The organism is Paenibacillus sp. FSL E2-0178 (genome assembly GCF_038593005.1).
Taxonomy (GTDB): domain Bacteria; phylum Bacillota; class Bacilli; order Paenibacillales; family Paenibacillaceae; genus Paenibacillus_AQ; species Paenibacillus_AQ phytohabitans.
In genome coordinates this window covers 3559452-3584956 of record NZ_CP151953.1, presented here as the reverse complement: position 1 = coordinate 3584956, position 25505 = coordinate 3559452, and the positions used below count along the sequence as shown (strand labels likewise).

General features: G+C 55.2%; 16 protein-coding genes and 1 riboswitch. Of the genes, 13 read left to right on the top strand and 3 right to left on the bottom strand.

The genetic code is table 11. The annotated features are described in order from the left end of the window. The first annotated feature begins 113 nt into the window (after nucleotides 1-113). The 5 genes from MHI42_RS15645 to MHI42_RS15625 all read left to right on the top strand — a co-directional run bounded on the left by MHI42_RS15645 (nucleotide 114) and on the right by MHI42_RS15625 (nucleotide 3800). Entirely contained in the window at nucleotides 114-890 is a 777-nt protein-coding gene (locus MHI42_RS15645) for a Cof-type HAD-IIB family hydrolase (protein ID WP_342424754.1), read from the top strand. Nucleotides 891-912: 22 nt separating this feature from the next. Beyond that, nucleotides 913-1431, top strand: coding sequence for an NUDIX domain-containing protein (locus MHI42_RS15640; RefSeq protein ID WP_342424385.1), 519 nt, complete (start codon nucleotides 913-915; stop codon nucleotides 1429-1431). After that, nucleotides 1428-2177: a WecB/TagA/CpsF family glycosyltransferase gene (locus tag MHI42_RS15635; RefSeq protein ID WP_342424384.1), complete on the top strand. Its 750-nt coding sequence runs from the start codon at nucleotides 1428-1430 to the stop codon at nucleotides 2175-2177. The genes MHI42_RS15640 and MHI42_RS15635 overlap by 4 nt, the downstream gene beginning before the upstream one ends. Before the next feature lie 48 nt (nucleotides 2178-2225). Beyond that, a complete protein-coding gene (gene aroB / locus MHI42_RS15630; protein ID WP_342424383.1) occupies nucleotides 2226-3368 on the top strand; it encodes a 3-dehydroquinate synthase in 1143 nt (380 codons plus the stop codon). A 99-nt stretch (nucleotides 3369-3467) separates the two neighbouring features. Further along, a complete protein-coding gene (locus tag MHI42_RS15625; protein WP_340989083.1) occupies nucleotides 3468-3800 on the top strand; it encodes a hypothetical protein in 333 nt (110 codons plus the stop codon). Nucleotides 3801-3916: 116 nt separating this feature from the next. Here MHI42_RS15625 and MHI42_RS15620 read toward each other — a convergent pair whose 3' ends face one another. Genes MHI42_RS15620 through MHI42_RS15610 form a run of 3 tightly spaced genes read right to left on the bottom strand, consistent with a single transcriptional unit; the run spans nucleotide 3917 to nucleotide 6844 of the window. Next, a complete protein-coding gene (locus MHI42_RS15620) occupies nucleotides 3917-5719 on the bottom strand; it encodes a hypothetical protein (protein WP_342424382.1) in 1803 nt (600 codons plus the stop codon). Between the two features lie 56 nt (nucleotides 5720-5775). Beyond that, the gene (locus MHI42_RS15615) at nucleotides 5776-6699 is read right to left on the bottom strand and encodes a hypothetical protein (RefSeq protein WP_342424381.1); all 924 of its coding nucleotides are present in this window, start codon (nucleotides 6697-6699) and stop codon (nucleotides 5776-5778) included. Beyond that, nucleotides 6692-6844 carry a hypothetical protein gene (locus tag MHI42_RS15610; protein WP_342424380.1) on the bottom strand — a complete coding sequence of 51 codons (153 nt, stop codon included), beginning with the start codon at nucleotides 6842-6844 and terminating at the stop codon, nucleotides 6692-6694. The genes MHI42_RS15615 and MHI42_RS15610 overlap by 8 nt, the downstream gene beginning before the upstream one ends. A 242-nt stretch (nucleotides 6845-7086) precedes the next feature. Here MHI42_RS15610 and MHI42_RS15605 point away from each other — a divergent pair, with 242 nt between their 5' ends. From MHI42_RS15605 to MHI42_RS15570, 8 genes are all read left to right on the top strand, one after another. After that, entirely contained in the window at nucleotides 7087-8910 is a 1824-nt protein-coding gene (locus MHI42_RS15605; protein WP_342424379.1) for a vWA domain-containing protein, read from the top strand. A gap of 89 nt (nucleotides 8911-8999) precedes the next feature. Next, the gene (locus tag MHI42_RS15600) at nucleotides 9000-12389 is read left to right on the top strand and encodes a tubulin-like doman-containing protein (RefSeq protein ID WP_171720577.1); all 3390 of its coding nucleotides are present in this window, start codon (nucleotides 9000-9002) and stop codon (nucleotides 12387-12389) included. 4 nt (nucleotides 12390-12393) lie between these two features. Further along, nucleotides 12394-14817, top strand: a complete 2424-nt coding sequence (locus MHI42_RS15595) for a transcription initiation factor TFIID (protein ID WP_342424378.1) — start codon at nucleotides 12394-12396, stop codon at nucleotides 14815-14817. Between the two features lie 193 nt (nucleotides 14818-15010). Then, nucleotides 15011-16282, top strand: a complete 1272-nt coding sequence (locus tag MHI42_RS15590; protein ID WP_342424377.1) for a VWA domain-containing protein — start codon at nucleotides 15011-15013, stop codon at nucleotides 16280-16282. A gap of 35 nt (nucleotides 16283-16317) precedes the next feature. Next, nucleotides 16318-16953: a beta-mannanase gene (locus MHI42_RS15585; protein WP_342424376.1), complete on the top strand. Its 636-nt coding sequence runs from the start codon at nucleotides 16318-16320 to the stop codon at nucleotides 16951-16953. 565 nt (nucleotides 16954-17518) lie between these two features. Further along, a complete protein-coding gene (locus MHI42_RS15580; protein WP_076247346.1) occupies nucleotides 17519-18781 on the top strand; it encodes a hypothetical protein in 1263 nt (420 codons plus the stop codon). After that, nucleotides 18778-21981: a hypothetical protein gene (locus MHI42_RS15575; RefSeq protein WP_342424375.1), complete on the top strand. Its 3204-nt coding sequence runs from the start codon at nucleotides 18778-18780 to the stop codon at nucleotides 21979-21981. The genes MHI42_RS15580 and MHI42_RS15575 overlap by 4 nt, the downstream gene beginning before the upstream one ends. Nucleotides 21982-22432: 451 nt before the next feature. Next, nucleotides 22433-22622: riboswitch (cobalamin riboswitch) on the top strand. A gap of 192 nt (nucleotides 22623-22814) precedes the next feature. Beyond that, nucleotides 22815-24995 (top strand): S-layer homology domain-containing protein, encoded by a 2181-nt coding sequence (locus MHI42_RS15570; RefSeq protein ID WP_342424374.1) that lies wholly within the window; start codon nucleotides 22815-22817, stop codon nucleotides 24993-24995. Nucleotides 24996-25505 lie beyond the last annotated feature (510 nt).

Here is a 25505-nt window from a genome sequence, read left to right as displayed (position 1 = left end):
TAAAGTAATTTTCAGCATTGAAAAGAAACACCGATGTTGGTATGGTGGAATTGCCCGTGTAAATATATGGGTATCTTTCGGAGATTCATTGGATGGGAGTTGTTCTCTACTTCATGTACAAAGTGGTATTTTTTGATGTAGACGGTACGCTTTTGAGTGAAACTGACGGACGTATGCCGCCGAGCACGAAGGAAGCCATTGAGCAGCTTCTTGTCAAAGGGATAAAAGTGGTGGTGGCTACAGGAAGACCGTATAGCTTATGTGCGGAATTGCGTAATCTGGGAATAGAGACGGTTATTTCTGCAAACGGAGCGCTCATTACAAGCCATGAGGAAATTATATATAGATCTGCGATTCAGGCAGAGACTGTACGGGAACTCTCGGAATTCGCTGCATTGCATGGGCATGGAGTAGCCTATTTTACAGACAAGTTGTCAATGAACGGCATTGGCCTGGAGGATGAGCGGATATTGAGGGCGTTGAAGGAAACCTTGAGTCTCGAATGTTATCCCCAGAACGCAGAATCTCTGACTGGTGAAGTATACTGCATGTGCCTGTATGCCGATGAGAACGAGATGCTGAGGTTCACGGAACAGTTCCCTGCGCTAAGGTTTGTGCGTTTCCATGACTATGTATTGAATGTCCTCGAAGCTGCAGAGGTGTCCAAAGCTGTTGCGGTATCGAGAGTATTAGAACACTATAATATCCCGGCTGCTGAGGCTATCGCATTTGGTGACGGCGGGAACGATATGGATATGCTGGAGTGTGCGGGGTTGGGCATTGCTATGGGCAACGGCACAGAGCGCCTGAAGCAGAGGGCGGACTTCGTAACTACCAAAGCAAGTGAAGGCGGAATTGCCTATGCACTGCAGGTATTTGGTGTGATTTAGATGAAGCTGGAGGCGACCGCTGATGCTGCTTAGACAAATGGCTGTAGCTTTGTTATTCAATGGGAATCATGAGGTGTTGTTTCTTCAAAAGAAAACGGAGGCCAAATTTCTCTCCGGGCACCTCGTCCCTGTCGGGGGACATCTCGAAGAGAATGAGATCAATGATCCGCAGAAGGCCTGCCTGAGAGAGATTGAAGAAGAAACAGGATTAACTTCTAACAGCATTAACGATCTGTCGCTGCGGTATATCATTCACCGGGTGAAGGATGACCGGGAGATCCGCATTCAGTATATTTTTACAGGTAAGGTTGCAGCAGGGAGCAGGCTTCTTGAAAGTGAAGAAGGGCGGCTGGAATGGGTGGGGTGCGGCGGGCTTGAGCAACATAGTGTAACCGCTTCAACCAGAGAGGTACTGGGACATTATCTGGTAACAGGCATACATAACAAGCTGGTTTATACCGGTTCAATGCATTCGGTTCGGGGAGAGCCGCGGGTGCAGTGGGCCATTCTGCAGGATTGGGAAGGACAGGTGAAAAGATGAAGGACAAGGTTTCCATTCTCGGAGTTCCATTCTCCAAGCTGACGCTTGAACAGACAACCTCGCTATTGGACAGCCACATCGGGGGCGGACAGGGAGGGCTATTTCACCTGATTACAGCGAACCCGGAGATTACATTGGCCAGTCAATCGGACGGGAGACTCCGCGAGATCATCTGCTCGGCGGATCTGATCGTGCCAGACGGGATCGGGATTGTAATGGCAGCACGAAGACAGGGAAATCCCATTCCGGAGCGCGTGACCGGCTACGATCTGCTGCTGAGCCTGCTTGCGAAGGGGAATGAGCGCGGCTGGAGTTTCTATTTCCTCGGGACGGATGAGGTGACCAGCGGACAAGCGGTGGAGAGAATTGCCCTGCGCTATCCGCAGGTGAAGATTGCCGGAAGGCATCACGGATTCTTTACGGCAGCCGAGGAGCCAGGAATTATCGCCGGTATTCAGCAGGCCCAGCCGGATATTCTCATTCTTGCGATGGGCGCTCCCTACTCGGACAAATGGCTGTATAAGCATAAGGAGGCGCTTAGCGGGATTAAGCTAGTGTTTGGCGTAGGCGGTAGTCTGGACGTAATCTCGGGCAAAGTGAAGCCGGCACCGGCCATCTGGAAAAAGCTAAATCTGGAGTGGGCCCACAGGCTCCTGTTCGCACCCGTTGCCAGAGGCCAGAAATCACGCTGGCGCAGACAATCCGCCCTGCCCAAATTCGTCTACCGGACGATGATCCGCAAATGAAGGAGACGATTCAATTGAAGAGTGTTGAACAGGAAAGGGGCAGAGTTCATGTCTAAGAGCTTTGAAGTGGTACTCAAAAAAGTAGTCGATCACTCTTACATTATTGAGATTGGCGAGGGTCTGTTCGGTTCCCTGATCCGCGATCTGCAGCAGGGACTTCTGCCGGATGTAAGCAAGTTCGCCGTTATTACCGATTCTACGGTCGAGCCGCTGTATGGCCGTCCCTTACTAGAGCTGCTGCGGCAAAGTGGCTTTCAGGCGGATTTATTTTCTTTTCCGGCTGGAGAGAGCTCCAAAACCCGTGAAACCAAGGCGCTGCTGGAAGATCAGCTATTAAGCCAGGCCTACGGGCGGGATTGCTGCATTATTGCCGTGGGCGGCGGAGCCGTAACGGATCTGGCCGGATTTCTGGCAGGTACCTTTGGCCGCGGGGTTCCTGCCCTGAATTATGCAACCACTCTGCTGGCAGCGGCAGATGCCTCTGTCGGCGGCAAAACCGGCGTGAATACACCTGTCGCCACGAACCTGATCGGCGTGTTCCACCAGCCCCGCAAAGTCTACATAGACCTGGCAGCATGGCGCACCCTTCCGGCCCGTGAGTTCCGCAGCGGCCTGGCGGAGACCATCAAGCATGCCTGCCTGGCGGACGAGACTTTCTTCCGTTACCTGGAGGAGAATATCGGCAGGATCATCTCAGAACAGGGCGGGCTTATCCTGGATGCGGACGTATGCGGGCATATCGCGCTGACGAACTGCCGGATCAAATACGAAGTGGTAGAACAGGATGAGCATGAGAGCAACCTGCGGCAGATTCTGAATCTGGGGCATACGGCGGGCCGGGCGCTTGAGGCGCTCAGCGGCTACCAGCTGCTGCATGGCGAGGCCGTTGCAGTCGGGCTTGTCATTCAGGCCAGGCTGGGTGTGAAGTATGGATATATGACGGCTGAACAGGCTGATCGTGTAGTCTCGTTACTGAAGAAGGCAGGCTTGCCGACGGAAATTCCGGATTTTATTACTAACAGGGCACTGGCGGACAAGATGTACACGGACAAAAAAGTGCGCAGCGGCCGCATCCGCTTCGTCTTCCAGGACGGCATCGGGGAGATGAAACGTTTCGCGGACGGCTCCTATTCGGTTCCTGTTGAAGAGGCGGATATCCTGGAGCTGCTGGAGGAAATGCGCGGCAACTGAAGCCGTATTAAAGAGTGCTGAGCTTTATTTTAACCGATCGGGAAGCCGCCCCCTCCAATCTGGGTATATGTAGTTAAAGGGAACTTAGGAGGAATCGATATGGGCAACCCGCTGAAGGAATTCAAGAACAGCATTAACGGGCTGAAGCAGTCGCTGGACGGTGTGAAGCAATCGGTGGACGGGCTGAAGGCTCCGGTGGATGAGTTCAAAACGAATGTTCAGGAAACGCTGGACGAGGCGAAGTCGAGATCGGAAGGTGTGAAGTCAGAGCTCGGACGGATGAAGCAGGCTGTGAGGGAAACGCAGGCGGTGCTCACTGAGGTGAAGGATACCCTGACGGCATCGGCGGATGTGCTGTATACCCGCAAACGATATTTACGCTTATTCGGCCGCAAAAGAAAACTGCAAACCGCCAAGGCCGGGCGTGCTTAAGCCAGTCAGCAGTTAGACTTGGGAATTAGGGTTCCCCCAAAAAAGACGCAAGAGACAAACGGCAGAATCACCGTTCATCTCTTGCGTCTTCTGGCATGACCGGAACATCAGCGGGCTCAGGGCATCTGAATGCTTAAACTACCAATCGAATCTACAATAAAGACAGGTACATACTGCTCTCCGGTATCCGTCTCCACCTGATCATAGCCGTTCTCGAACTGGCCGCTGACGACAGCTAATCCGGTAACCCCGCCGGTTTCGCCTTGAAGGATCAGATAACGCCCGTTCGAGCTGGCGACCGTTCTTCCGGCAGAGTCGATATATACATCACAGGAGAGCGTCACCTTCTCATAAGGATGAAGCTCCAGCTGTGAAGCATCAATCATGGTGTACGTATTCTCCCGGTAGATTTCCGAGAACTCATACACGCCGTTCATTTGGCGGAAAATGGCCGTCTGCCCGTCTTGACCGTCTGCAAGGTCCGTATCTGCTACGCGGATGGAGCCGTCTTCTGCCATCAGCTCATAGCCGCTGCCGGCAAAGCTGAACAGCTGCGAGATCCCCTCGGGCCTAATGGTGTAGGCGGTGAACGTACGGCGCCCGTCCTCTCGGCTGCCTATAGCTGTAACTACTGGTGCTTCTGAATAGACAGACAATGACTCGTCAAAAGTAAGCTCTATCAGTGCAGCCGCATCCGGAACGGTGCCGCCGGTGCGGGTGGAGAGGGCTCCGTCATCGCTCATATCGGCGTAGACCAGCCTGCCGCTGGCGTCCACTCCGGCCACAGCCACCTTAGCGCCATAGCGTCCGGTGACGGAGGCCGTAAGGGTATAGCTGCCCTGCACATCTCCGCCGGGCAGCAGCCGAACCGGTTCAGCGGTATTCCAGGCGAGTGTCGCAGCGGCAACCGCCTCGGAGGTGTCCTGCAGCGGATTCAGATCCCCATAGAGCCGGATGGCTTCGGCATATTGCCCGCCCCGGACCTGGCGCGCCGCCTCGCGGAGCAGCCTGGTGGTGCTGCTGTCGATTAGCTTCAGCACTTTGGAAGATTTCAGGCCAGCTGACTCTGCATACTTGCGGTAGGCCACAGCGTGTCCGGCGAAGGCGGCGGTACGATCGCCGTCCAGGTCCTTGTTCAGGATAAGTGTGGTACTTTCCTGAACCTGATCCGCTATCCAGTCTGCCGTATAGCTGTGACTCTTATAAGCTTCTTCCATAGACAGGGCACTGTCCAGCATAGGCTGGAAGCTTCCGGCTGCCGCGAGAGCCTTCAGCCAGGCGGTGTCATGAGCCTCGAATTTCGCGGCCAGTAATTCTTCCTTGGCCCCGGCCCCGCCGTAATAGGCCTCGGGGATTTGCAGCAGGCTCCATTTGACGCTCTCTGCGCTTCCGGCGCCGGTCGTGTTACTCGCTGCGTTCTTCTGGCTCTCCGTGAGCCCGGCAAGAAACTGCTCCTTGAACTGCCGGAACCCTGCCGTCATCTTCTCCGAAATGCCTGAATCAGCGGACAGCTGGCGATAATAGACTTCATAAGGTCCTCCCGTAACCATATACTTGCTCTTCAGGCTGAGCAGGGAGGCATAACTCTCCATATATCCGGTGAAATCCTTGACCGTGAGCTGGTCTTCCAGGGTTAATACCAGTCCCCTTAGGCTGCTGCGTATAGCCGTTATGGGAGCGAGCTCTTTAAGCCGTGCGTTAATCTGTTCTTCCTTGTATAAGATTGCCGTATTTGCCGCCGCCAGCCGGTACTGGTTCTCGGCAGCGATAAGCTCTCCTGCAGCATACAGCCGCTCAGCCTCACGCACGGTCTGAATCTTGTCCTCTATCCCCAGAGCCTTCTGTCCCAGCAGAACCAGCATGAAGATACACAGAATGATCATAATATTCCGCAGGGTTAATGCTTGTTTGATCGTCATATAGTATAGCCCCTTTATTCGGATATAAGGATTGCGCGTGCTGCCAGCTATCATCCTTATACTTCAGGGTCCCACCGGTACTTGAGCTCGCGGATTTCCGCCACCTTGGCATCCAGGCCGTTCCACGGCTCATAGGGGTTCGCAGCAATCAGCCGGGACAGGCGCAGGAAGCGGTCCTTGGGCAGCTCCTGTACATATCTTCCGATCAGTCCGGAATAGAGCAGCGCATAACGCTTCAGGCGTACTGCTGCCCCGGCAACGACAGTCAGAATAGCCAGCCCTTTGTCCATTTCGAGAATCTGCACTTCGTAGTTCTTAACATAGCGGAGGGTGCGGTCTTTAATCAAATCGGGCCGGACCTTGGCGATTTCACCAATATATTCAGCGAGCAGCGGCTCGAAGTCCTTCAGCAGCAGCTGTTCCAGCTCCAGAACCATGTCCTTGCGCAGCTGGAAGCCGTGCAGCAGGGCGACGCGCTGGCGGGAGATCCGGTCTCCGCGCAGCAGAATGGAGATCTCGCGGAGCTTCTCATAAGCGAGGACATCATTCTCGCGGAGGACGGATACTGCCTCCTGGCGGTTAAGCTCCAGATCTTCCTTAATTCTGAGGATGTTCCGGCCCAGCAGCTCGTTAAGGGCATACAGATTTTCGTTCTGCCGTACTTTCCGCTGCGTATAGTAGACCAGTCCGGCTATCACGATACCGCCTGCACCGCTTAGCGCCATCTGCTGCAGGCTTTGGCCGAAATAGACCGAGGCCAGGGTCAGCAGGAGGATGAGCAGCAGCCGGGTATGCATCTTGCGCCCGGCAATGGATACCGCCTGCTTCTCCACGGGGATCAGCGAGGCGCGGCCGCAGCGGGTGCAGCGTTCCTCGCCCAGGGCGGTGTAACGCCCGCAGCGGCGGCAGATACGGAGCTTCTCATAAGAATAGCGGGGAGCCTTGAACGGCCGGAAGGTAACAGGTTTCTTCTTACTCACGGGTAGTTTCGCCTCCGTTCAGTGCAGCAAGGAGCCGCTCGTCTATGTCCTCACGGGTAAGCGGCTTCCGCTGGCGTGAAGCGTATAAGGAGATCTGAATAACGGCATAGAGGAACGTTACTCCGAGTATGACGTATGTAATCATGGAACTCTTCCTTTCTCTCTGGTTACGGTCTTTTAATCAAATATTCAGGAACACGGCGTATACTTAGAATAATCCATCCGCTTCAAGATGGCGATTCTACCAGACGGGAGTGCCGGTCCAGCGGTCACTATGTTGATGTTTACAAGGTTTAATTATATCATAATGGCATACTATTTACAGAATTTAGCTATGCTGCCGGATTTGCCAGATCCGCCGAATTTAACACAAGAGGAGCCCTATTTATGCTTCGTACACACCGTAACCCCAGAACGATCAAGAATAGACTGCAGCGCATTTTTCCTGCATTGCTGCTGATCCTATGCATCGCTGTCCTGCCTTTCGGAGGCGCAGCGGCCAGTGCTGCTTCTGCCGCGCCGTCCCATATTGATGCTGTACTGCTGATTGATGTCAGCAACTCGATGAACAAGAGCGACAAGAACAAGATCGCGAATGAAGCGATGAAGATGTTCATAGATATGCTGTCCACGCAAGGAGACAAGGTAGGGATCGTTGCCTACACCGACAAGGTGCAGCGCGAGAAGGCCCTGCTTGGCATCACCTCTGCCGGGGACAAACAGGATTTGAAGGATTTCATCGACGGGCTGAACCGTGGACCCTACACGGATATAGCGGTCGGAATGGAAGAAGCTGTGAAGGTGCTGGAGAACGGCAGCGATCCTGGCCATGAGCCGATGATCGTGATGCTGGCCGACGGCAACAATGACTTAGATGAAGCCAGCGGCGCTACGCAGGCCCAGTCCGATCAGGAACTGAAGGCGGCTGTAGAAACTGCGAAGCAGAAGGGGTATCCGGTCTATACGATCGGGCTCAATGCGGATGGTAAGCTGAACAAGGATATTCTGTCTAATCTGTCCGATCAGACAGGCGGCAAGGCATTCACAACGGATTCCGCGGATGATCTTCCGCAGATTCTCAGCGAGATTTTTGCCAGCCATCTGAAGCTGAAGGTCGTGCCGGTGCCGTCGATTACGGCGAATGGCGACTATCAGGAAGTGACGGTCAATGTGCCGAACGGCAGTGTGCTGGAAGCGAATATTTCAATTATGTCCTCGCAGCCTGTAACGGCGAAGCTGAGCGATCCGTCAGGGAAGGAAGTAGCGATTCCCTCGGATGCTGTGCTGCTGTCCAAGTCTTCTACCTACACGCTGATCAAGCTGCTCTCGCCGGAGCAGGGAGATTGGAAGCTCCAGGTCAAGGGTGTGGCGAAGGACAAAATTGATATCAATCTGGTATTCAACTATGATCTGGAGCTTAAGATCGATGCGCTGCCTTCCCAGTCCTACCGCAAAGGCGACACCGTCGATATCTCCTCGCATCTGTTCAGCAACGGTGCTGAGGTTACAGAGAGCAGCTTGTACCAGGATATGAAGGCTGTACTGCTGGCCACAGATGTGGATACCGGCACGGTGCAGGAGATTCCGATGGACAATTCGGGCGCTGAGTTCAAGAGTGCTTTTGAAATACAAGACAATCATGCCTACGAACTTAAGGTCCGGGCCGAAGAGAGCAGCTTCTACCGTGAGAGCGATGTGCTGACGATCAACGCCAAGACAGGAACGGTGGCTACAAGCCCTCCGGCCACGGGGGCAGGCACTGGTGAAGAACCGGTAACGGATGCCAAGTCCTCGTACACTCTTTACTATATTATAGGCGGGATTGTACTCCTGCTGGCTGCGGCCGCCGCATTCTGGCTGCTGCGCGGCAGATCAAACCGCGGGTTTGTCGGACAGCTGGTCGTGGAAGTGCTGGACGGCAATACCGGAGAGAAGACCTATCCGCAGTATAAGAAGCTTGCAGGCTTCCGCGGCAAATTCACATTGCATCAGCTGCTGCAGCTGGCGCCTGAGCTGAAGGAGAGCGAGAAGCTGGTCTTCACTCCGGGGAACAATGACCGGCTGATGCTGCGCGGGGGAGAAGGAATTTCTGTGGAGCGGTCAGGGCGTGCCGCCGATACCTCGCGGGGCCTTGAGATGAAGAGCGGTGACCGTGTATCGGTCTCCCTGCAGACGGTAGACAAGACGATATTACTCGAATATTTGATATAACAGCAGACTAAGCGTAAGCTTCCGAAGTGAATTTTGAATGAAGCATGTTCAGGAAGAAGTGCTACGCATAACTTTTAGGAGGATAACCTATGAAACCGGTAGTAAGAGAACATATTCAGCAGCTCGATGTATCGCTTGGCGGAGGGATCGTCAGCGACAAAATAAGAGTGGACACCATAGACAACCCTATTCTGATTATCGGACTTGGCGGCACGGGCATCGATGCCCTGCTGCGCTTGAAATACCAGATTAACCGCCGCTTCAAGCTGCCTGAGGATCCGTTGTCCAAGAAGAAGCGGGATAAGCCCGACAATGTGGAATTCCTGGCGTTCGAGACCAATGAACAGGACCGCGGCAAAAAATACAAAGGCATCGGCCTCGACCCGCAGAATGAATTCGTGCTGCTGGCCAATGCCGAGATCGGCGGACTGCTGCAGAACCGCAGCATTCTTGATTCGTACATTACAGACTGGCTGTCGCCGGAGCTGAGCATCACAGACGGGATGAACGGTGCCGCCGGGGTGCGCCAGGCCGGACGCCTGCTGCTGTTCACCAAGATTAATCAGGTCGTGGCTGCGATTGATAAGAAGATCAAGACGCTGTCTGTCGGCACCAGCAAGAAGCTGATGGTTTTCCTGCTTACCGGCTTGTCCGGCGGAACAGGCAGCGGTGCCTTTCTGGATATTGCCTACATTGTCCGGGGGATTATTGAACGCGACTATGGCGCTGCCGGTATCGACCGCGTGAATACGCTGGGTTACCTGTTCACCCCGGATGTGAATCTGGCGAACAAGAGCCTCAGCGAGCACACCCGCGAGTATATCCGCAAGAACGGTTATGCTGCGCTCAAAGAGCTGGATTACTGGATGAATGTGGACAGCCGGGGAGAACGGTTCCGCCAGCAATACGGCAATATTCTGAGCGTCAATTCGCCGCTGCCTCCGTTCAATCTGTGTCATCTCATCTCGGCGACGAATACGGAAGGCAAGCTGCTGGAGAATGCCTATGATTACTGCATGAATGTAACGGCTGAGAATATCACCAACTTCATGGCCAGCGAGGAAAAAGCCTCCGGCGAGGAATTCGCCATCCATGACTATATCAGCAACATCCGCACCAACATTGCGCAGATGAACAAGACGTATCCTGCGAATTATGAATACAACATTATCGGCGCTTCCTCGGCGGTGCTGCCGATTGAGGAAATGACCACATATCTGGCCTTCCGCCTCTTCGACAAGATGGACAAGATGTTCCATCACGCCCCGGGGCAGGAGGATGTGGAGAAGATGGCACGCAAGCTCGGCATTGATCTCGATACGATGATCAAGACCTTCGAGTCCCGTGTGCCGGAGCCGCTGCCCGGCTATCAGAACAGCGAGCGCCTCAGCCATGCCAATGTGGTGAAGAACCAGGTGGTCAGCATGGATACGGAGCTGGAGCAGAACTTCCTCGCCCGTGCGCGGGAAGAATACATCAAAGCGAAGAAGCAGCTGCCGGGCGAAATTACCGGACGTTTCGGCGAGGAGCTGGAGCGGATCTTCCTGCATCCGGAGCAGGGGCCGTTCTATGTATCCCGGCTGCTCTACACGGAGAAGGGCTTCTGCATCCTGAAGCTGATCCAGTCTTATATTGAAGCGCTGCGGGAGAGCCTGCTCCGTCTGCCGCGTGATATCGAGACGGCGCAGGACAGTGCAGAGGAGAAGCTGGGCGATGCGCGCAGCGCTTTTGTCTCCAAGGAGAAGAAGAAGAATGCCTATATCGAAGCCAAGATCAATGAATACTGGCTGCATGCCGATGTGGAGCGCACCGAGCAGATGATCCAGTTCTACGAGGATCTGTACGAGCTTCTGAATGAAGAGAATAGCCGGATCTACGGCGTATTCACGGAGATTCTGACGGCGCTCAGCTCAATCTTCGAGAAGAATGGCGACATTCTGATCAATGGCGAAGAGCAGGCTGATCATAAGGGCAACAAAACCTACTATTGGAATATCGTCAATGTGCCGGATATTTCGGCAACCATCTCCAAGGTGATGGACCAGAAGGACGGCGACGATCTGATCCGTGATTTCACACGCGAAATGCTGAAGCATTCCGGACGCTGGGTCAAGGAGCAGGAGATTGATATCGTCCGTTCGATCTCTGAATTCCTCAGCGACAAGTTCGGTGATCTCATTACCCGTTCAATGGAAGATTTCCTGGTGATGAAATACGGGCGCGAGGAGCCGCTGGATAAGTTCGTTGAGCGGATTATCGCCGGACGTCTGGATGAAGATGCGGTGCCGATTTTCCACCTCAGCAACAGCTCCGGCAGTCTGCACTTCCCGTCTTGGGGCTTCGTATCCGTGCCGGTGAAGGCGCCGGGTATTCTGAAGGGAATCCGTAATTATCAGAATAATGCGCTCGGCAAATCGCAGTTCACGATCAAGGAAAGCCAGGTTAAGAACCGGATTTTCTGGCTGAATACACGCAACGGGGTACCGCTGTTCGTATACACGCCGCTGCGGGTATTCGAGGAGAACTATGAACGGACCATCCTGGACAAGGAAGGCATCGGCCGCCATCTGGTGATGACTGACAAGGATAACTGGACCTACCTGCCTTCCCCGATTCCGGAGAAGTCATGGGGCGATACCTACGTGAATGCGCGGGTCCGTGATTATAATGCCAGAGTGCGTGCCGACTTCTTACGTGCCCTGGAGGCTGGTGTAATTATCGAGAAAGGCATCGACGAGAATACGAGCAGCCGCTTCTCAGTCATCTTCACGAAGCCGTTTGATCTGGATAAAATGCTAAGCGGCTATGATCTGCAGCTTGGCTCGTCGCGTCCGAATCTGGGCGAAGTAAGAAAAGCCGCTGAAGAGCTCAAAGCGCTGCGCGCGGGCGGCCTGGAACGTGAAGGAATTAAGGACATCTTCGGCAGCATCAACCGTGAGCTGGCCCAGGAGAACCTGATCCGCTCACCGCAGCTGATTGCCCGTGTCCGCGAAGAGCTGGCGAAATACGACGCATTGTCGGCCAAGGCAGCGGAACTCGAAGTGCTGGTCCACCAGCATCTGGATGAAGACAAGTGGATCGACCAGTTCATCGAGGCGCTGTACACCGATACCATCACCAAAAAAGGTGCGCTCTATGTCTATGACCGTGACGAAGACGAAGATGCCTGGGAGCCGTTCGCGAACCTGATGAAGGAGCGCAGCTATGTGGAGTATGCTGTTTACCGCCATTTCCGTGCGCTCGATGAGAAAAGCCGCAGTGTCCTGCTGCGCAAGGCGGCACGCCGGGCCGGAGAGATGACGGCCGCGGAGGACGTGACTCCGCTGCTGTATAAGCTGGAAGGGATGTATGTATCCTTCCTGGAGGCGCGCGACAGTCTGGAATATGAGCGGGTAGAGCATGCGAACGGCGATGAAATGTACGGCTTCTACAAGAGCCTGACCGGCAAGCTCGGCAGCATCCGCAGAAAGCTGAAGTAAGCCTATGATCAGAGATCAGGCCTTACAATATGCAGAGCAGTACGCTGCGCAGGAGGAAGCGCAGCATAACAAGGGGGATGGGCGCAGCAGCATCCATTACCCTGCTCTGTTTCTGTTCCTCGGCGACAAGGTGACCCCGGCCATCGGTCCGGTGCTGGAGCGCTGCGAGCGCAAATGGGACAATGCAGGCGGTGTCATGGCGCTGCACGCGGGTTCTCCCAGCGGCAGCGGCAGTACGCAGGAGAAGGATGGAATCAAGGGATGGATCGGCAGCGGTAACAGCAGCGTTCATGAACGCGTGTTGCACATGGCCCTGCCGAACACGGCGGGCCGTGATCCCCGGACGGTGCGGCGGGAGCTGTACCGTGAATTTCATGAGGACAGCCAGTACCTGGCCGGGATGAATCGGACGCTGCGCCAGTTAAGCAACAGCATAGCGGACTACGGACGGCTGTATTCTTCGTTCGATGTCATCCATCTGTCCATCGTTACGCGGGTCGATGATCCGCTTAATGTGCTGCTGCCGGAGGTTGCCCTGCTGGCCCGCGCCATCCTCAGCCAGTCGTTCAAGTCGGTGCAGACCGATCTGTATGCGCTGATCAACGAGCGGGAGCAAGGGGATAACTTTGGCTATTCCAGCTCGGTAGGGCTGGCTTTTCTGCGTGAGCTGGACGGGATGCAGGCGGCGGACTATGCCTTAAGCGCTCCGCTTCTGGTTACGGAGGAAGGGCTGTCCATCCCCGTGGGCCATGGTCCCTCCGCGTTGTTCGATCTGGTCTATCTGCTCTCCGACAAGAACGAGCGCGGACTGATGTCCGTTCACGGGATGGACGACAATTATGAGATTATTGCCCATATCAGCCTGCTGAAGAACCGTGTCCGGCCTGCGGCTGATCATGCTTCCGGGCATGGCGGCTACAATAATATGACCTTCAAAAGCGGCATCCGGGGCAGCACGGGCAGACAAGGCTATGCTTCGGCCGGTTTCTCGGCGGTACGCAGGCCGAACCGGCAGATTGCACTGGCGGTGCTCTACCATGCCCTGCATTACCTGGCTGAGAAGCTGCGTGCCGGCAACAGCCGGAGCCTTAAGGAACGGCAGGCGCTGCTGGGCCTCGGAGCGGATTCCCTGCGTGCCCGCGCGGCCGAACTGCTGCCGGATGACACCGGCCTTGCGGAGATGACCGGGCTGATGAGCCTTGGACGCCCGTCCTACTCGGAGCTCAGAGCGCTGTCGCTGCGCGAAGCCGAGGAGCTGCTCTTCGGCGAGGGCGGGCAGGCCTATTTCCGCAGCAACTTTGCGGAAGTGTCCGCAAGAAGGACTGCGGCGATCGACCCTGCGCGGGAGTGGGCCGCAGTCCTGGCCGCCGAGGAGCAGGCAACTCCGCCGGTGACCTTCTACCAGCTCGCAGAATGGACAGCTGAGCTGGCAGAAGGAGGAGGGAGTGTGCTTCATGCCCTGCGCCAGCATATGGGCGGACTGCGTTCGGCCCTGCTCTCTGCGCAGGAGGAGCTGGAACGGCTCTATGCGGAGAGTGTAGAACGCCAGCCGTTCCAGCGGGTGCCGCTGCTGGATAAACGGACTGTGCGTAATTTCATTCATTATTTATTCGATACCGTATATGGTAAGAAATATGAGATTCTGCGGCTCGAAAGCGAGCTTGCCCTCTGCCTCCGCTATGATGCGGCGCTTGAGCAGCTGCATGCGGACAGCAGAGCCAAGGTCCTGGCGATGGAAGCGTTGGGGGAGGAGCTGCAGAGCCTGGCCCTCGCCAGCATCGGCCGCAGCAAGGACACCGTGGATCAGAACATCATGGAGTATTACCGCAGCGTGACGGAAGAAGTCATGAAGGATATCGAGACCCGGCGCGGCGGAAATATCTTCTTCAGTGAGCGGTTTATGGGCAGCCTCTCGGAGCTGCTGCGTCGTGGCCGCGAGGCCGTGGCTGAGCGGCTGATCGAGATCTGCCGCCGGGAGCTGCTGACGGCAGGGCCCTTCACGCTTCCGTTCGAGGAAGAGCTGCTGCGGCGTGCCAATGTCGCGGCGGCCTATGAGAACCGGGACATTGTCTCCAAGGAGGAGCTGTTCAAGCAGCTCTACCGCAGCCTCGAAGAGGAGGCGGCAATGAATGTCCGCCTGTTTGAATATACGCAGGAGCACCGGCATGAGGAGAAATACTTTTTCGGCGACAGTGCTTCCGAATTCCTGCGCTATGCCTTCGGTGCTGACGAGACCACCCGCATCTACCGCTTGGGCTTCGTGCATGAGCAGCGCAGGAGCGGAGTGGAGAAGCTGAATCTGATGGGCGGCTTCCACCTGGAGGATCTGCTCTATTACCGCAACGGCAAGGTATATTATGAGACCTATGCGGGCAACGGCTATGAGCTGCACGGTCTTGCTGAGGAGCAATTGCCGGAGATGAGATGAGGACAATTTTCTCTCATTCTGCTGCAGGAAGTGCAATAGAATGAAATTTCAGATCCTTTTTCCGGGAATCTGTTGTACAGAATGCATCAGAATAGAATTAGCAGCCTATTCAACCTGCAGTTGAAACTCCAGCCCCACAGCGCCGGTTTCAAGCGCATTATTATTAAGGTTTTTCCGGAAAGGATGAATATTAATGCAGCGTAAAATCAATCTCCTCCTGCTCCTCTTCAGTCTGCTGGGCGGCGGCGTGGCTTTTGTGCTTGGCGAGCTGCTTCTGGACCGCAGGCCGTATGACCTGCCGCCGATTGTACTGGTTGGGATCTATTTTGCTCTTGTCGCGCTCTGTGTCTCGATAGGCAGCGTGGTTGCCGAGACGATCTCACCTAAGCTGAACGGGCAATCCTGGAAGCTCCGTTATCTCGGTACGTCATGGAAAATGCTTCCGCTGGCAGTGGTGCTGCTGTTTGGCATTGGTACGCTGACCGAGTTCGTGTATGAACTGAACTTTGGCGGCATCAAGCCGGTCAAGAATGTCATCATGGTCATCGATGATTCCGGCAGCATGCTGGAAAGCGACCCCAATAACAGCCGCTACGAAGCAGCCAGAGCACTGGTGCAGCAGCTGGATGAAGACAACAAGGTGGCCGTGGTCACGTTCAGCCATGAGGCTTCCGTAGTCCAGCCGCTGATCCCGCTCTCGAAGGCGGAGAACCGCCAGAAGGTGTCGGATGTAATCAGAAGCCTGGTGACTACTGAGGGCGGAACGAATATCAGCGGGGCTCTTACAGAAGCGATGAATGTCATCAATGAAGACGGCGCCGACCGCGGAGCGATGGTCATTCTGTTATCCGACGGCTTCAGCCAATTTGATACGTCAACGGAGCTGACCGCATTTGTAGACCGCGGCATTGCGGTCAATACCATCGGTCTTGCCCTGGATGATCCGTCCGGCTCCAATCTTCTGCAGGATATCGCCAGCGTGACTGGCGGCCAGTATTATGATGTTACAGATGCGAACCGGCTTGGCGAGGTATTCCAGCAGATCTATGACCGTCTGGGCGACCGGACCCTGCTCACCGAGCGCAGCGATAGGGCAGCAGACAGTCCTTATTATGCTGTAGTGCGGATTCTGGCGTTGATCCTGATTGGTACCGCACTGGGCCTCGGGCTTGGCATTATATTCGATAACCGCCATCTGGCCCGCAGCTTCAGCTTCGGAGGCGCATTATCCGGGCTCGCTGCCGGACTGATTCTCGAATTCGGTCTTAACGGGGATACGGTTACAGACCCGATGATCCGCCTGCTGGCACTGCTGGTGCTCGTTGCTATTCTTACATTGTTTACTTATGTAGTACCTGTAGGGGAAGGACGCCTGTCCCGCAAGGGAAGAGCCGCCGGAGCTGCGGCCACACCTGCGGACGGATTCCCTCCGCCGCGCCGGAACCGCGGCAGCAAGGGATTCTGAGTCCGATGGTTACCAAATGAAAGGAGCATGTTGCCATGAAGTACGCCGAGGTTGATTCTGGTGCACCGGTTATAGCCGAAGTGGTATCCAGAGTGGAAGACCGGTTCTGCACGCTGCGGTGGCGCTGGCCGGATGGCGTGCAGGCGGTATGTATTCATAAAGCCTCTGCGGAGGCACCGGAGGATGGAGAACATCCGCCTTCCGGCATGAAGCTCTACACACGTGAAGAGTACAAAGCGAATAACGGCTACCGTGACCGGCTGGATGAGATCGGGCTGGTGGCGTATACCATTTATGCCCGGCTGGCCGGGAACGGGGAGACGCTGCTGGTGCGTCAGCGGGACGGTGCCAACAAGACACTGGTCAGCGCAGGCAAAGCGAGAATCTATTATTCCGTCCAGCACAAAAAAGGCCTGTTTAGCAAGCTGAAAACTGTGCATATGACAATTACCGCTGAGGTGCCTGTACCGAAGGAAGTACTCTGCTACGTGAAGAAGCGGGATGGCCATCCGGCCTCCAGGGAGGACGGGGCGCTTTTCCCGTTCGTGCAGGATTTCGCCCCCGGACGAAATCAGCTTCCGCCGATTGAGGTCGGCAAAGACGACTTCATCCGGATCTTTTTCACGGACGGCCGCAAGTACGGTTTATATTACGAGCTGGTGCCGGAGTGACCGGCTGGCAGGGTGAAAGGAATATTAGTTGGAGCGCGGAGCTCAGCCTGATACGTCCAGATATGGAATAACTGTATTTCATACAGCTAAAGTGGCAGATTTCTGGTGTACGGGATGTTTAATTGTATTTTGTACATCTATATCCCGGGGAAACCCTCTAATCATGCTCTCTGCTCCGGTATAGTTGCACGAACTGCAGCTATTCGGACGCAAGCGGGCGGAAACGGTAATATAGCTGTACAAAGTGCAGTTATATGCGCTCCAAGAACCGCGTACAAACGGAATGTTGGGGAAGTGCAGTATGTAAGGCCGGAGAAATTAAGCGAGCGGACCGTCTGCGCTCAGATATAGAAGCAAATTTGTGCGATACCCGTTTTGCGAGCAACTCGTTCGCCTGAGCATCTGCTGCGGCAAAACTTTAGGCTTATGCTTTCGAGGCCAGTTTTGTCAGCCGCTCGTTCGCCTGAGCTGCTGCATCAAAACTTGGAGATTATGCTTTCGTAGCCAGTTTTGTCAGCCGCCCATTTACCTGAGCTGGCGGACAAAACGTTGAGGAGGAAGAGAAATGTCTTTTTTTAGCCGCTTCATGAAGAAGAATCAGCCCCCGGCAAGGCCGCTGTATTATGACATCGTCTGCCCGTACTGCTTCTCCCGCTTTGAGCCGGAGGAAGTGGTGTTCCGGGCCATGCACAGCCGTGAGGATGACGAGAATTATGCGCTGGGCGAAGATGATCTGCTGAATAAGTACCGTGAGCGCTTCGGCCTCGATACGGTAGACGATATGGAAGCGATCCTGAATCCGGCGGATATTCCGGAGGAGTATCATCATTATACGGACCATGTGCTGACCGGAATCACCGACCGCTATGGCGTGCTGACCCGCAGACGGCTATGTCCGTCCTGCCATAATGAGCTGCCTGTAACGGCCGGCAAGGTGCCGAGCAATATTATCTCGATTATCGGCGCTTCCCAGGTAGGGAAGTCGGTGTATATGACCTCGCTGATTCATACGCTGCAGCATACGACAGCGGGGCATTTTGACGCGGCCTGTATGCCGCTGAATGCCGAGATCAGCCGCAAATTCCGCACCCTGTATGAAGAGCCGCTGTTCGAGCGGGGAGATCTGCTCGCTTCTACCCAGAAGGAGAAGATGCAGGAGCCGTTCATTTTCCAGTTCGTGTTCAAGGATGAATCCAAGCCCCCGCTGACGCTGGTGTTCTTCGATGTTGCCGGTGAAGGGATGGTCGATCAGGACTATCTGGGCTTGCACGGCCAGCATATCAAGAACTCCGCAGGTATTCTGTTCATGGTCGATCCGCTGCAGATCCGCTCCATCCGCGAGAAAATCCGCATCAACTTCGGAGACCGTCCGGGCGAGTGGGTGTCGCAGTACGATGAGCCGCGCGATGTGGTGCTGACGATGTTCGGTGACTTCATCGCTTATCAGGAGAAGAGCAAAACCAATATTCCAACGGCCATTGTACTGGCCAAAAGCGACATGCTGCACTCACTCAAGGATGAGGACGGCGATTACATCAAGTCCAACAGCAACGTTTTCAACAACTATGTGCACCGCAACACGCTGAATCTGGACGAGTTCCACAACATCGACGGTGAAATCCGCCGCTTTATCGAGAAGGTCGACCGTCCGTTCAAGGATACGATGGATGTGTACTTTGCCAACACCGGTTACTTCGCGGTATCTGCGCTGGGCAGCAATCCGGTCAATCAGAAGGTGGAGGGTGTCGTCAGTCCGATCCGTGTGGACGAGCCGTTTATCTGGCTGCTGCACAAGCTGAATTATATTGAGGGGAGCGACGGGCCGTGAACAGATTTTCAGGGTCCATGATCACCCAGCAGATGTATACCCGCGAGCGCCGCGGCGTTTACCGGGCGACAGAGGGATTCGATACGGTAGCGAAATCGGAGAGTCTCGACAATAATTTTGTCAAAAAAATCCTGCATCCCTTCTGCCTCTACGATGCTCCGGCCGAGCTCGCGGCACGCGGTGAGAAGGATGAGGAGCTGTATCCTGACGCGCTGCATCTGTTCCATACGGAGAGCAATGAGACAGTGATTGGCCTGAGCCGCTATCTGGCGGCGGATTTCACGGGGCAGCGGAGCGCTTTTTTTGCCCATAATTTCGTGGTGCCGCCTATCCGCTCGGAGGAGATTGTTGAGGGGTACGGGGAATGGCTGCATGCCGGCTTCGCCCGGAGTTATGAGGGGGAGCCGGGCGGAACACTGCCTGAACTGGAGTCTATTCCAGTCGGGGTCCGTGAAGAGTCAGCAGACCCGCAGACCGTGCTTCGCAGCCTCGGATTCACCGAAGAGCTGTTCAAAGCCCTGCTGCAGGCGGTCATGCTGTCCGTAGCCGGCAAGAAGAAGATCTATGTAGCGCTGGATGTGCCGATCAGTGAGTTGTCGCAGCGTGCGGTGGAGCTGACGGAGATCCTCTATGCTTCAATGCCGCATGACTTCCGCCGCAGGCTGGGAGTGATCACTTATGCCAAAGAGCCGCAGAGCCGCAAATATATTCACCTGACCTTTGTGGAGAAGGGCTCGCTGCGCCCGGGGGACCGGAGTATTGAGAAGGATTATATTTTTGATCTGGCAGGCGCGCGGATTCTGAATGCCGATTTCGGGGAGTCCCGGCAGACGTATGCAGACCTGGCCTGGAAGACGCTGGGGCAAAAGGGCGGGAGTCTCAGAGACTTCGCCAGATTCGCCGACTCCCTGCTGCTTGGTGAGAGTGTGGACCGCAAGCTGTCGCTGGCACTCTACAATGAGCTGGCTGTCTTTTATGAGATTGAGCAGGGCAATGAAGATTTATATACAGGGAACAAGAACGCTGTGCTCGGCGGTCTGCTGTCCTATCTGAAGCCGGAGGGGGCGCTGGAATCCCGGGTACGCTTGAATGATATGTTCCTGGAGCGGTTCGACCGTGAGTATGATCTGATCCGCAAAAAAGGGATTCCGTCGCCGGAGATTCTGGAGTGGTTCAAGGAGTATTTTGCGCTGCCGGGCCATAATTACCGGGTCAAAATTGTGGATTACTTCATCAACGGGATGCTGAACTGCCAGTCGGCGGGACGTGAGGATGCGCTTGCTGACGCTTACGGTATTATTGAGGGCAACGATGAGCTTAGTGCGGCCTTCTTCAAAAGAGTGCTGGCTCAGCCTATATTCCGCAAAGCGCTGCTGGAGCCTTATATGGAATCCCGGCTGGCTGACGCGCCGAAATCGGCGGATATTCTGCGGTTCGTGGCGCATTGGGGCCGTTTCCTGCCGGAGGCGCTTCAGCAGGCTTTCGTGCGCGATACCGTCAAGGAATATCTGCTGGAGAAGCTGCAGCGGGACAATGATCCGGTGGCGGCGGTGGCATCGGTTCATGAGTCGGTGCAGAAGGCGGAGAAAGAACGCCGCAGAGGCGGCGGTGTACATCCTGAAGCGCTGTCACTGCTGCAGGAGCTGGGAACCGTTGCGGACCGCTTCCTGCTGAACCGGATCTCGCTGGACGAGCTGACGATGGAGCAGCTGCTGGAGATTTCCTTCCTGCGCTACCGGGATACGGCGGACTGGCAGCCGCCGCTGGATGCAATCGCTAAGCGTAAAGCGAATGCGCTGCGCGCTGCGTACCGCTGGTTCGGGGAGGAGAAGCCGGACGAGGAGATTTTTGCCGGTTTGTCTCCCCGGGAGCTGGATGATGTACAGCTGCTCGGAGGACGCTGGCTGAAGGAGCCGCGGAGCATCGAGCCGTTCGAACGGCTGCCGCTGGCCTTCTACCACAGCAGTGAACGAGAGGGCGGTCCGCTTGATTACGATGCGCTGCTGGAGCTGGTGGCGCGCAAAGCGGGCAATGATAAGGAAACGGTCTACCGTTTCCTGGCCTGGTCGCAGCATAACCGGCTGTTCACCATCTCGAGCAAGAAGCTGTGGCCGAATTACCGGCGGGCGGTGCTGAAGTATTTCCTGAAGAATGACCGCGAGGCGTTCAAGAACCGCGATTTCCGCAAAAGCTATAGCTCGGCCGCAACGCCCGCCATGCAGAATGTCTACAATGAAGCCCGCTCCCAGCTGGCTTCGCCGCTGGCGCGGTGGGTCAGCCGTAGCCGATTTCAGATCCTGATCTCCGGCAGCGTGCTTGGGATCGTACTGATCATAGCCGTCATCGCCATCAGCTGGCTGCGGCCGGATGCGGATACCGCTGCGCCGCAGCCGACTGTGAGCCCGATTCGGGTCGATATCCACAATGTGGATGGGCAAGAGCAAGCCCCGGTCTCTGTACGGCTGGTTGGCGGAGTGGCAGGTGCCGGGACAAGCACAGGAACCGGAAATGGTGGAACAGAAGGTACCGGGAACGCTGGCGGGGCTGAAGGCGGCGGAACAGAAGGCACCGGGAATGCAGGCGGGGCTGAAGGCGGCGGAACAGAAGGCAGCGGGAATGCTGGCGGGGGTGAAAGCAGCGGAACAGAAGGCACCGGGAATGCAGGCGGGGCTGAAAGCAGCGGGGAAGCAGGCGTCAAGCTGGTGTTCAGCTTTGCCGCAGCGGCGGAGTGCTCCGACTTCAAGCCGGCGGAGATCATTGTGATGTCCGGTAATAACGTTGCGGACACTTACAAGGTTGCAGCAACTGCGAGCAGTTGCCAGGCCGCCGGGAATGACGGCGGCACGGGAGAGGCAGGCGCCGGGAATGACGGCGGCTCTGGCGAGGGAGCCGTGGGGACTGACGGCGGCTTGAATGGGGATGCAGCCGCTGGAAATAGCGGCGGCTCTGATGAAGCCGAAGCCTCCCCGGCGGCGGGTGCATCGGGCGCAGGAACACCTGCGCGCGTATATGAAGTGACGGTGGAGCTGGAGCCGGGCGCGAAGCTGGCCGCGGGTGATGTGATCACCGCCGGAATCTATACGCTGAAGCTACAGGCTAGTCCGGGGAGCATTCTGGGAAGTACCCCGAGCACTACTCCGGAGACTACACCCGGTACCGACCCCACTCCTTCCGCCAGCCCGGACACGGATGCGGAATGATTGGGTGAGAGCCTGAATTGGGTGAAGCCGGATGTAAGAGACGTCCGGCATAATCAGCTCTATTATGCGTTTTATTGTAATTGGTACATTAGATTCCGGATTTTAGAGCCTATAAGGGCTATATTCCAAAATCAATTGTATATTAAATACAGCAGAATGCATTATGGCCGCCGTATATTCCCATTCTGTTGTACATAATACAATCAACCAGCTGCCGGCTCTTGCCGGAAGCGGAAGAATCACTATTTAAGTCCTGAACAGCACGATATGCCGGGAGAATGAGGCGAGTGTTGTTCAGGATTTTTTGTGCGGAAGGGGCAGGGGGGGCCTATAATTGAAACAGCTTGTCTATAGACATACAGGGGAATAGTAGATATGATTGTTTGTGAATATTAAAATTTAATAAGCTTTGGAAAAAGGTGCGGATTTCCGTAGAAACAGGCGCTGTCACGCAACAGATAGCCATGCCGGTGCTACGAATGTAATCTGCTTAAAAGGGAAGTCCGGTGCAATTCCGGTGCGGTCCCGCCACTGTAAATGCGGAGCGACTCCTGAGAAGCCACTGTCTGATAATGGGATGGGAAGGCGGGGGAAGCAATGAAGCGTAAGCCAGGAGACCTGCCTTTTTCGTTGTTGTTTCTATTCTTCGGGGGTAAGAATGCGGAACAGGTGCAAACATAAGCAGTGGCTGTGTGTAGGGAAACTTCATTTCAGCCGCATGTATTGTATCCTTCCCCGGCCGCCCTGTACAGGGCGGTCTTTATGTTGCACCCGCATCAGCGGAGGACGCAGGATTTATCTATACCATTCTATTCACAGAAAGAGGTCAAGCAATGAAGAACAATCTATCATCCAAGTTTATCCGGCTGGGTCTGATCGTTGTCATGATGTTCGCGGTTCTGGGAGCATCCGTGGCTCCGGCAGGACAGGCTTTTGCCCAGAGTGATACCGCATCAGCCCAGTTAAGTGCAAATACAGCGAATACGGCTTCAGCTCTACCGGCAGGCACAGAAGTTAGCGTAGCTGAGGCAGTCTATGCCACTTCGGAGTTTGTGCTGAAGGCCGGAGTCCAGTCCGACTGGCAGGCCATCGGCCTCGCGCAGGCGGGCTACAAGGTTCCGGATAGTTATTTAAAGGCGCTTGAGAGTAAAGTAGCCGCAGCCAAGGGTGTTTACGCCAGAGCTACGGACTATGCGCGGATTACGCTGGCGGTTAGGGCGCTTGGCGGGAATCCGGCGGATGTCGCCGGCTACAACCTGATTGAGAAGCTCTACAATAACGATAATATTACCGGCCAGACGCTGAACAACGCAGCCTATGTACTGCTGGCGCTTGATTCCGGAACGTATACTATACCTGACAATGCGAAATGGACACCGGCGAAACTGCTGGCTGAGATCCTGTCCAAGCAGAACACAGACGGCGGCTTCACCCTGACTACGGGAGCAAGTGACCCGGACATGACGGCGATGGTGCTTACTGTGCTGGCAGGACATAAGGATGATCCGGCAGTCAATACCGCGGGACAGCGGGCGGCAGCCTGGCTGGCGACCGCACAGGACAAGAACGGCGGCTATGGTGACAGCAGTGAGAGTGTCGCTCAAGCCATTATTGGCCTGTCCTCCTTTGGCATTGACCCGGCAGGAGCGGAGTATACCGTAGGCAATGTGAACCTTGTCAGTAAGCTTCTTAGCTTCAGTGCAGCAGATGGCGGGTTCGCTCATACAGCGGGCGGAAGCTACAATCAGCTCTCGACAGAGCAGGCGCTGGAAGCATTGGTAGCTTACAAGCTTTTCAGCACAGGCAGCAAGCTCTATGACCTTAGCAATTCACCTGTGAAGAGTCCTCAGGTTAGTGTGTCTGTTGCCATTGAGGGCCCTAACGGAACCCTGGCAGAAGGCACTGTATATGCGGGAAATGTACTTCAAGCACTGGAGAAGGCAGCGGCGGCGAAGAAGGTGGCCCTGGTCAATGAAGCTGGCAATTACGTGACGGGAATCGGCGGCGTAACTGCGGGTGCTTTTGGCGGCTATGACGGGTGGATGTATGTTGTAGCCCGCGGTGGAGCGTGGATCTATCCAAGTGTAGGCATGGGTGATTTCCTTCTTGCGGAGAATGACCGCGTGCTTGTCTATTATGGCGGGGATAACACACAGGTGGTAGAGTCCGTGACGGTCTCCCCTGCACAGCCGCAGCCTGGACAAGATATTACTGTAAAAGTAACTCAAAAGCAGTGGGTATGGAATGAAGCGACCTTCACTTCCGACCCGGTATCCTCACCAGCCGCAGGGGTTCAGGTATCCATCGGCGGTAAAACTGCTGTTACGGATGCTGCGGGTTCAGCTGTTGTTGCCGGCGGCCTGCCAGCGAATAAATATACGATTACCGTTACCGGATATCTCAAAGACAGCACACCTGCGGTAGTCCGCTATTCGCAGCCGCTGACCGTGGCTTCTGCTGCGGCTGACCGTGCTGCTTTTACCGATGTGAAGTCAATCTCGCCTTGGGCGCTGGAGTCAGTGTATACGGCCTATGACCGCAAGCTGATGGGCGGGGTCAGTGAGAGCAGCCTCGTGTTTGCACCGAAGCAGAATATTACCCGCGCTGAATTTGCAGCACTGCTGCTGAGATTGACCGGCAACGAGCCGTCTGCGGCATCGTCAGCCCAGAGTTTCAGTGATGTTAAGGCGGATGCGTGGTATTATGGAGCAGTGAACAAAGCGAAGGAACTGGGAATTGTCAGCGGAGTAACAGGTACAGCCTTCAAACCGGACGGCCCCGTTACCCGCCAGGATATGGCTGTAATGATCGTAAGAGCCTTGAAGCTGGACGAAGCTTCGGCAGCAGCGGGAACCGGAAAATTCACAGATGAAGAACAGATCAGCGCCTACGCATTAACGGCGGTACGTACTGTAACCGGACTTGGAATTATGAGCGGTACCGGCGGCGAATTCGCTCCTGCCACAGCTGTAACCAGAGAAATGGCCGCTGCTGTAGCGGTTAGATTGCCTTAGGCAAAGAGATAGGTCAAGGAAGAAGAGCCTTGATGAAGAAAAGATCCTAGATAAGCTAAACCTTAAATATGAATATATAACTTAGTCTTCACTGCAGTGAAATTTGAATAGTAGGGCTGCTGGGGCAAGAATCTCACGATTTCAACCCGCGTTTGGGGTGGGAATCCGAATGCTTGTTGAAAATCCTGCACATAATACAACATTTTCACCAGGATATCGCCTATATTCGAAAATTGTTGTACAAAAGGCAACATTTCACTTCTAACAAGCGGTGTAGCGGGAAGATTGTTGTATTTTATACAACAATCTTCCCGAATGCCTAAGGATTAAGGGAGTTAAGTTGTATTTTCTGCAAGATTTTGCATGGAGTAGCCTAATAAAGCGATAGTGCGGGGCTGGTGGGATATATAAGTGGAAAAATGCCACTTAATTCTCGGTGAATCTCCCGAGATGGCGGCGTAGTTGGAAAAACAACACTTAATCTCGCATGAATTAGCGAATGACCGGCTA

What these genes read in the sequence shown, in the direction of transcription:
- MHI42_RS15645 (WP_342424754.1), top strand. Translation starts at nt 114, where the DNA reads ATGTACAAAGTGGTATTTTTTGATGTAGACGGTACGCTTTTGAGTGAA.
- MHI42_RS15640 (WP_342424385.1), top strand. Translation starts at nt 913, where the DNA reads ATGCTGCTTAGACAAATGGCTGTAGCTTTGTTATTCAATGGGAATCAT.
- MHI42_RS15635 (WP_342424384.1), top strand. Translation starts at nt 1,428, where the DNA reads ATGAAGGACAAGGTTTCCATTCTCGGAGTTCCATTCTCCAAGCTGACG.
- aroB (WP_342424383.1), top strand. Translation starts at nt 2,226, where the DNA reads ATGTCTAAGAGCTTTGAAGTGGTACTCAAAAAAGTAGTCGATCACTCT.
- MHI42_RS15625 (WP_340989083.1), top strand. Translation starts at nt 3,468, where the DNA reads ATGGGCAACCCGCTGAAGGAATTCAAGAACAGCATTAACGGGCTGAAG.
- MHI42_RS15620 (WP_342424382.1), bottom strand. Translation starts at nt 5,719, where the DNA reads ATGACGATCAAACAAGCATTAACCCTGCGGAATATTATGATCATTCTG.
- MHI42_RS15610 (WP_342424380.1), bottom strand. Translation starts at nt 6,844, where the DNA reads ATGATTACATACGTCATACTCGGAGTAACGTTCCTCTATGCCGTTATT.
- MHI42_RS15605 (WP_342424379.1), top strand. Translation starts at nt 7,087, where the DNA reads ATGCTTCGTACACACCGTAACCCCAGAACGATCAAGAATAGACTGCAG.
- MHI42_RS15600 (WP_171720577.1), top strand. Translation starts at nt 9,000, where the DNA reads ATGAAACCGGTAGTAAGAGAACATATTCAGCAGCTCGATGTATCGCTT.
- MHI42_RS15595 (WP_342424378.1), top strand. Translation starts at nt 12,394, where the DNA reads ATGATCAGAGATCAGGCCTTACAATATGCAGAGCAGTACGCTGCGCAG.
- MHI42_RS15590 (WP_342424377.1), top strand. Translation starts at nt 15,011, where the DNA reads ATGCAGCGTAAAATCAATCTCCTCCTGCTCCTCTTCAGTCTGCTGGGC.
- MHI42_RS15585 (WP_342424376.1), top strand. Translation starts at nt 16,318, where the DNA reads ATGAAGTACGCCGAGGTTGATTCTGGTGCACCGGTTATAGCCGAAGTG.
- MHI42_RS15580 (WP_076247346.1), top strand. Translation starts at nt 17,519, where the DNA reads ATGTCTTTTTTTAGCCGCTTCATGAAGAAGAATCAGCCCCCGGCAAGG.
- MHI42_RS15570 (WP_342424374.1), top strand. Translation starts at nt 22,815, where the DNA reads ATGAAGAACAATCTATCATCCAAGTTTATCCGGCTGGGTCTGATCGTT.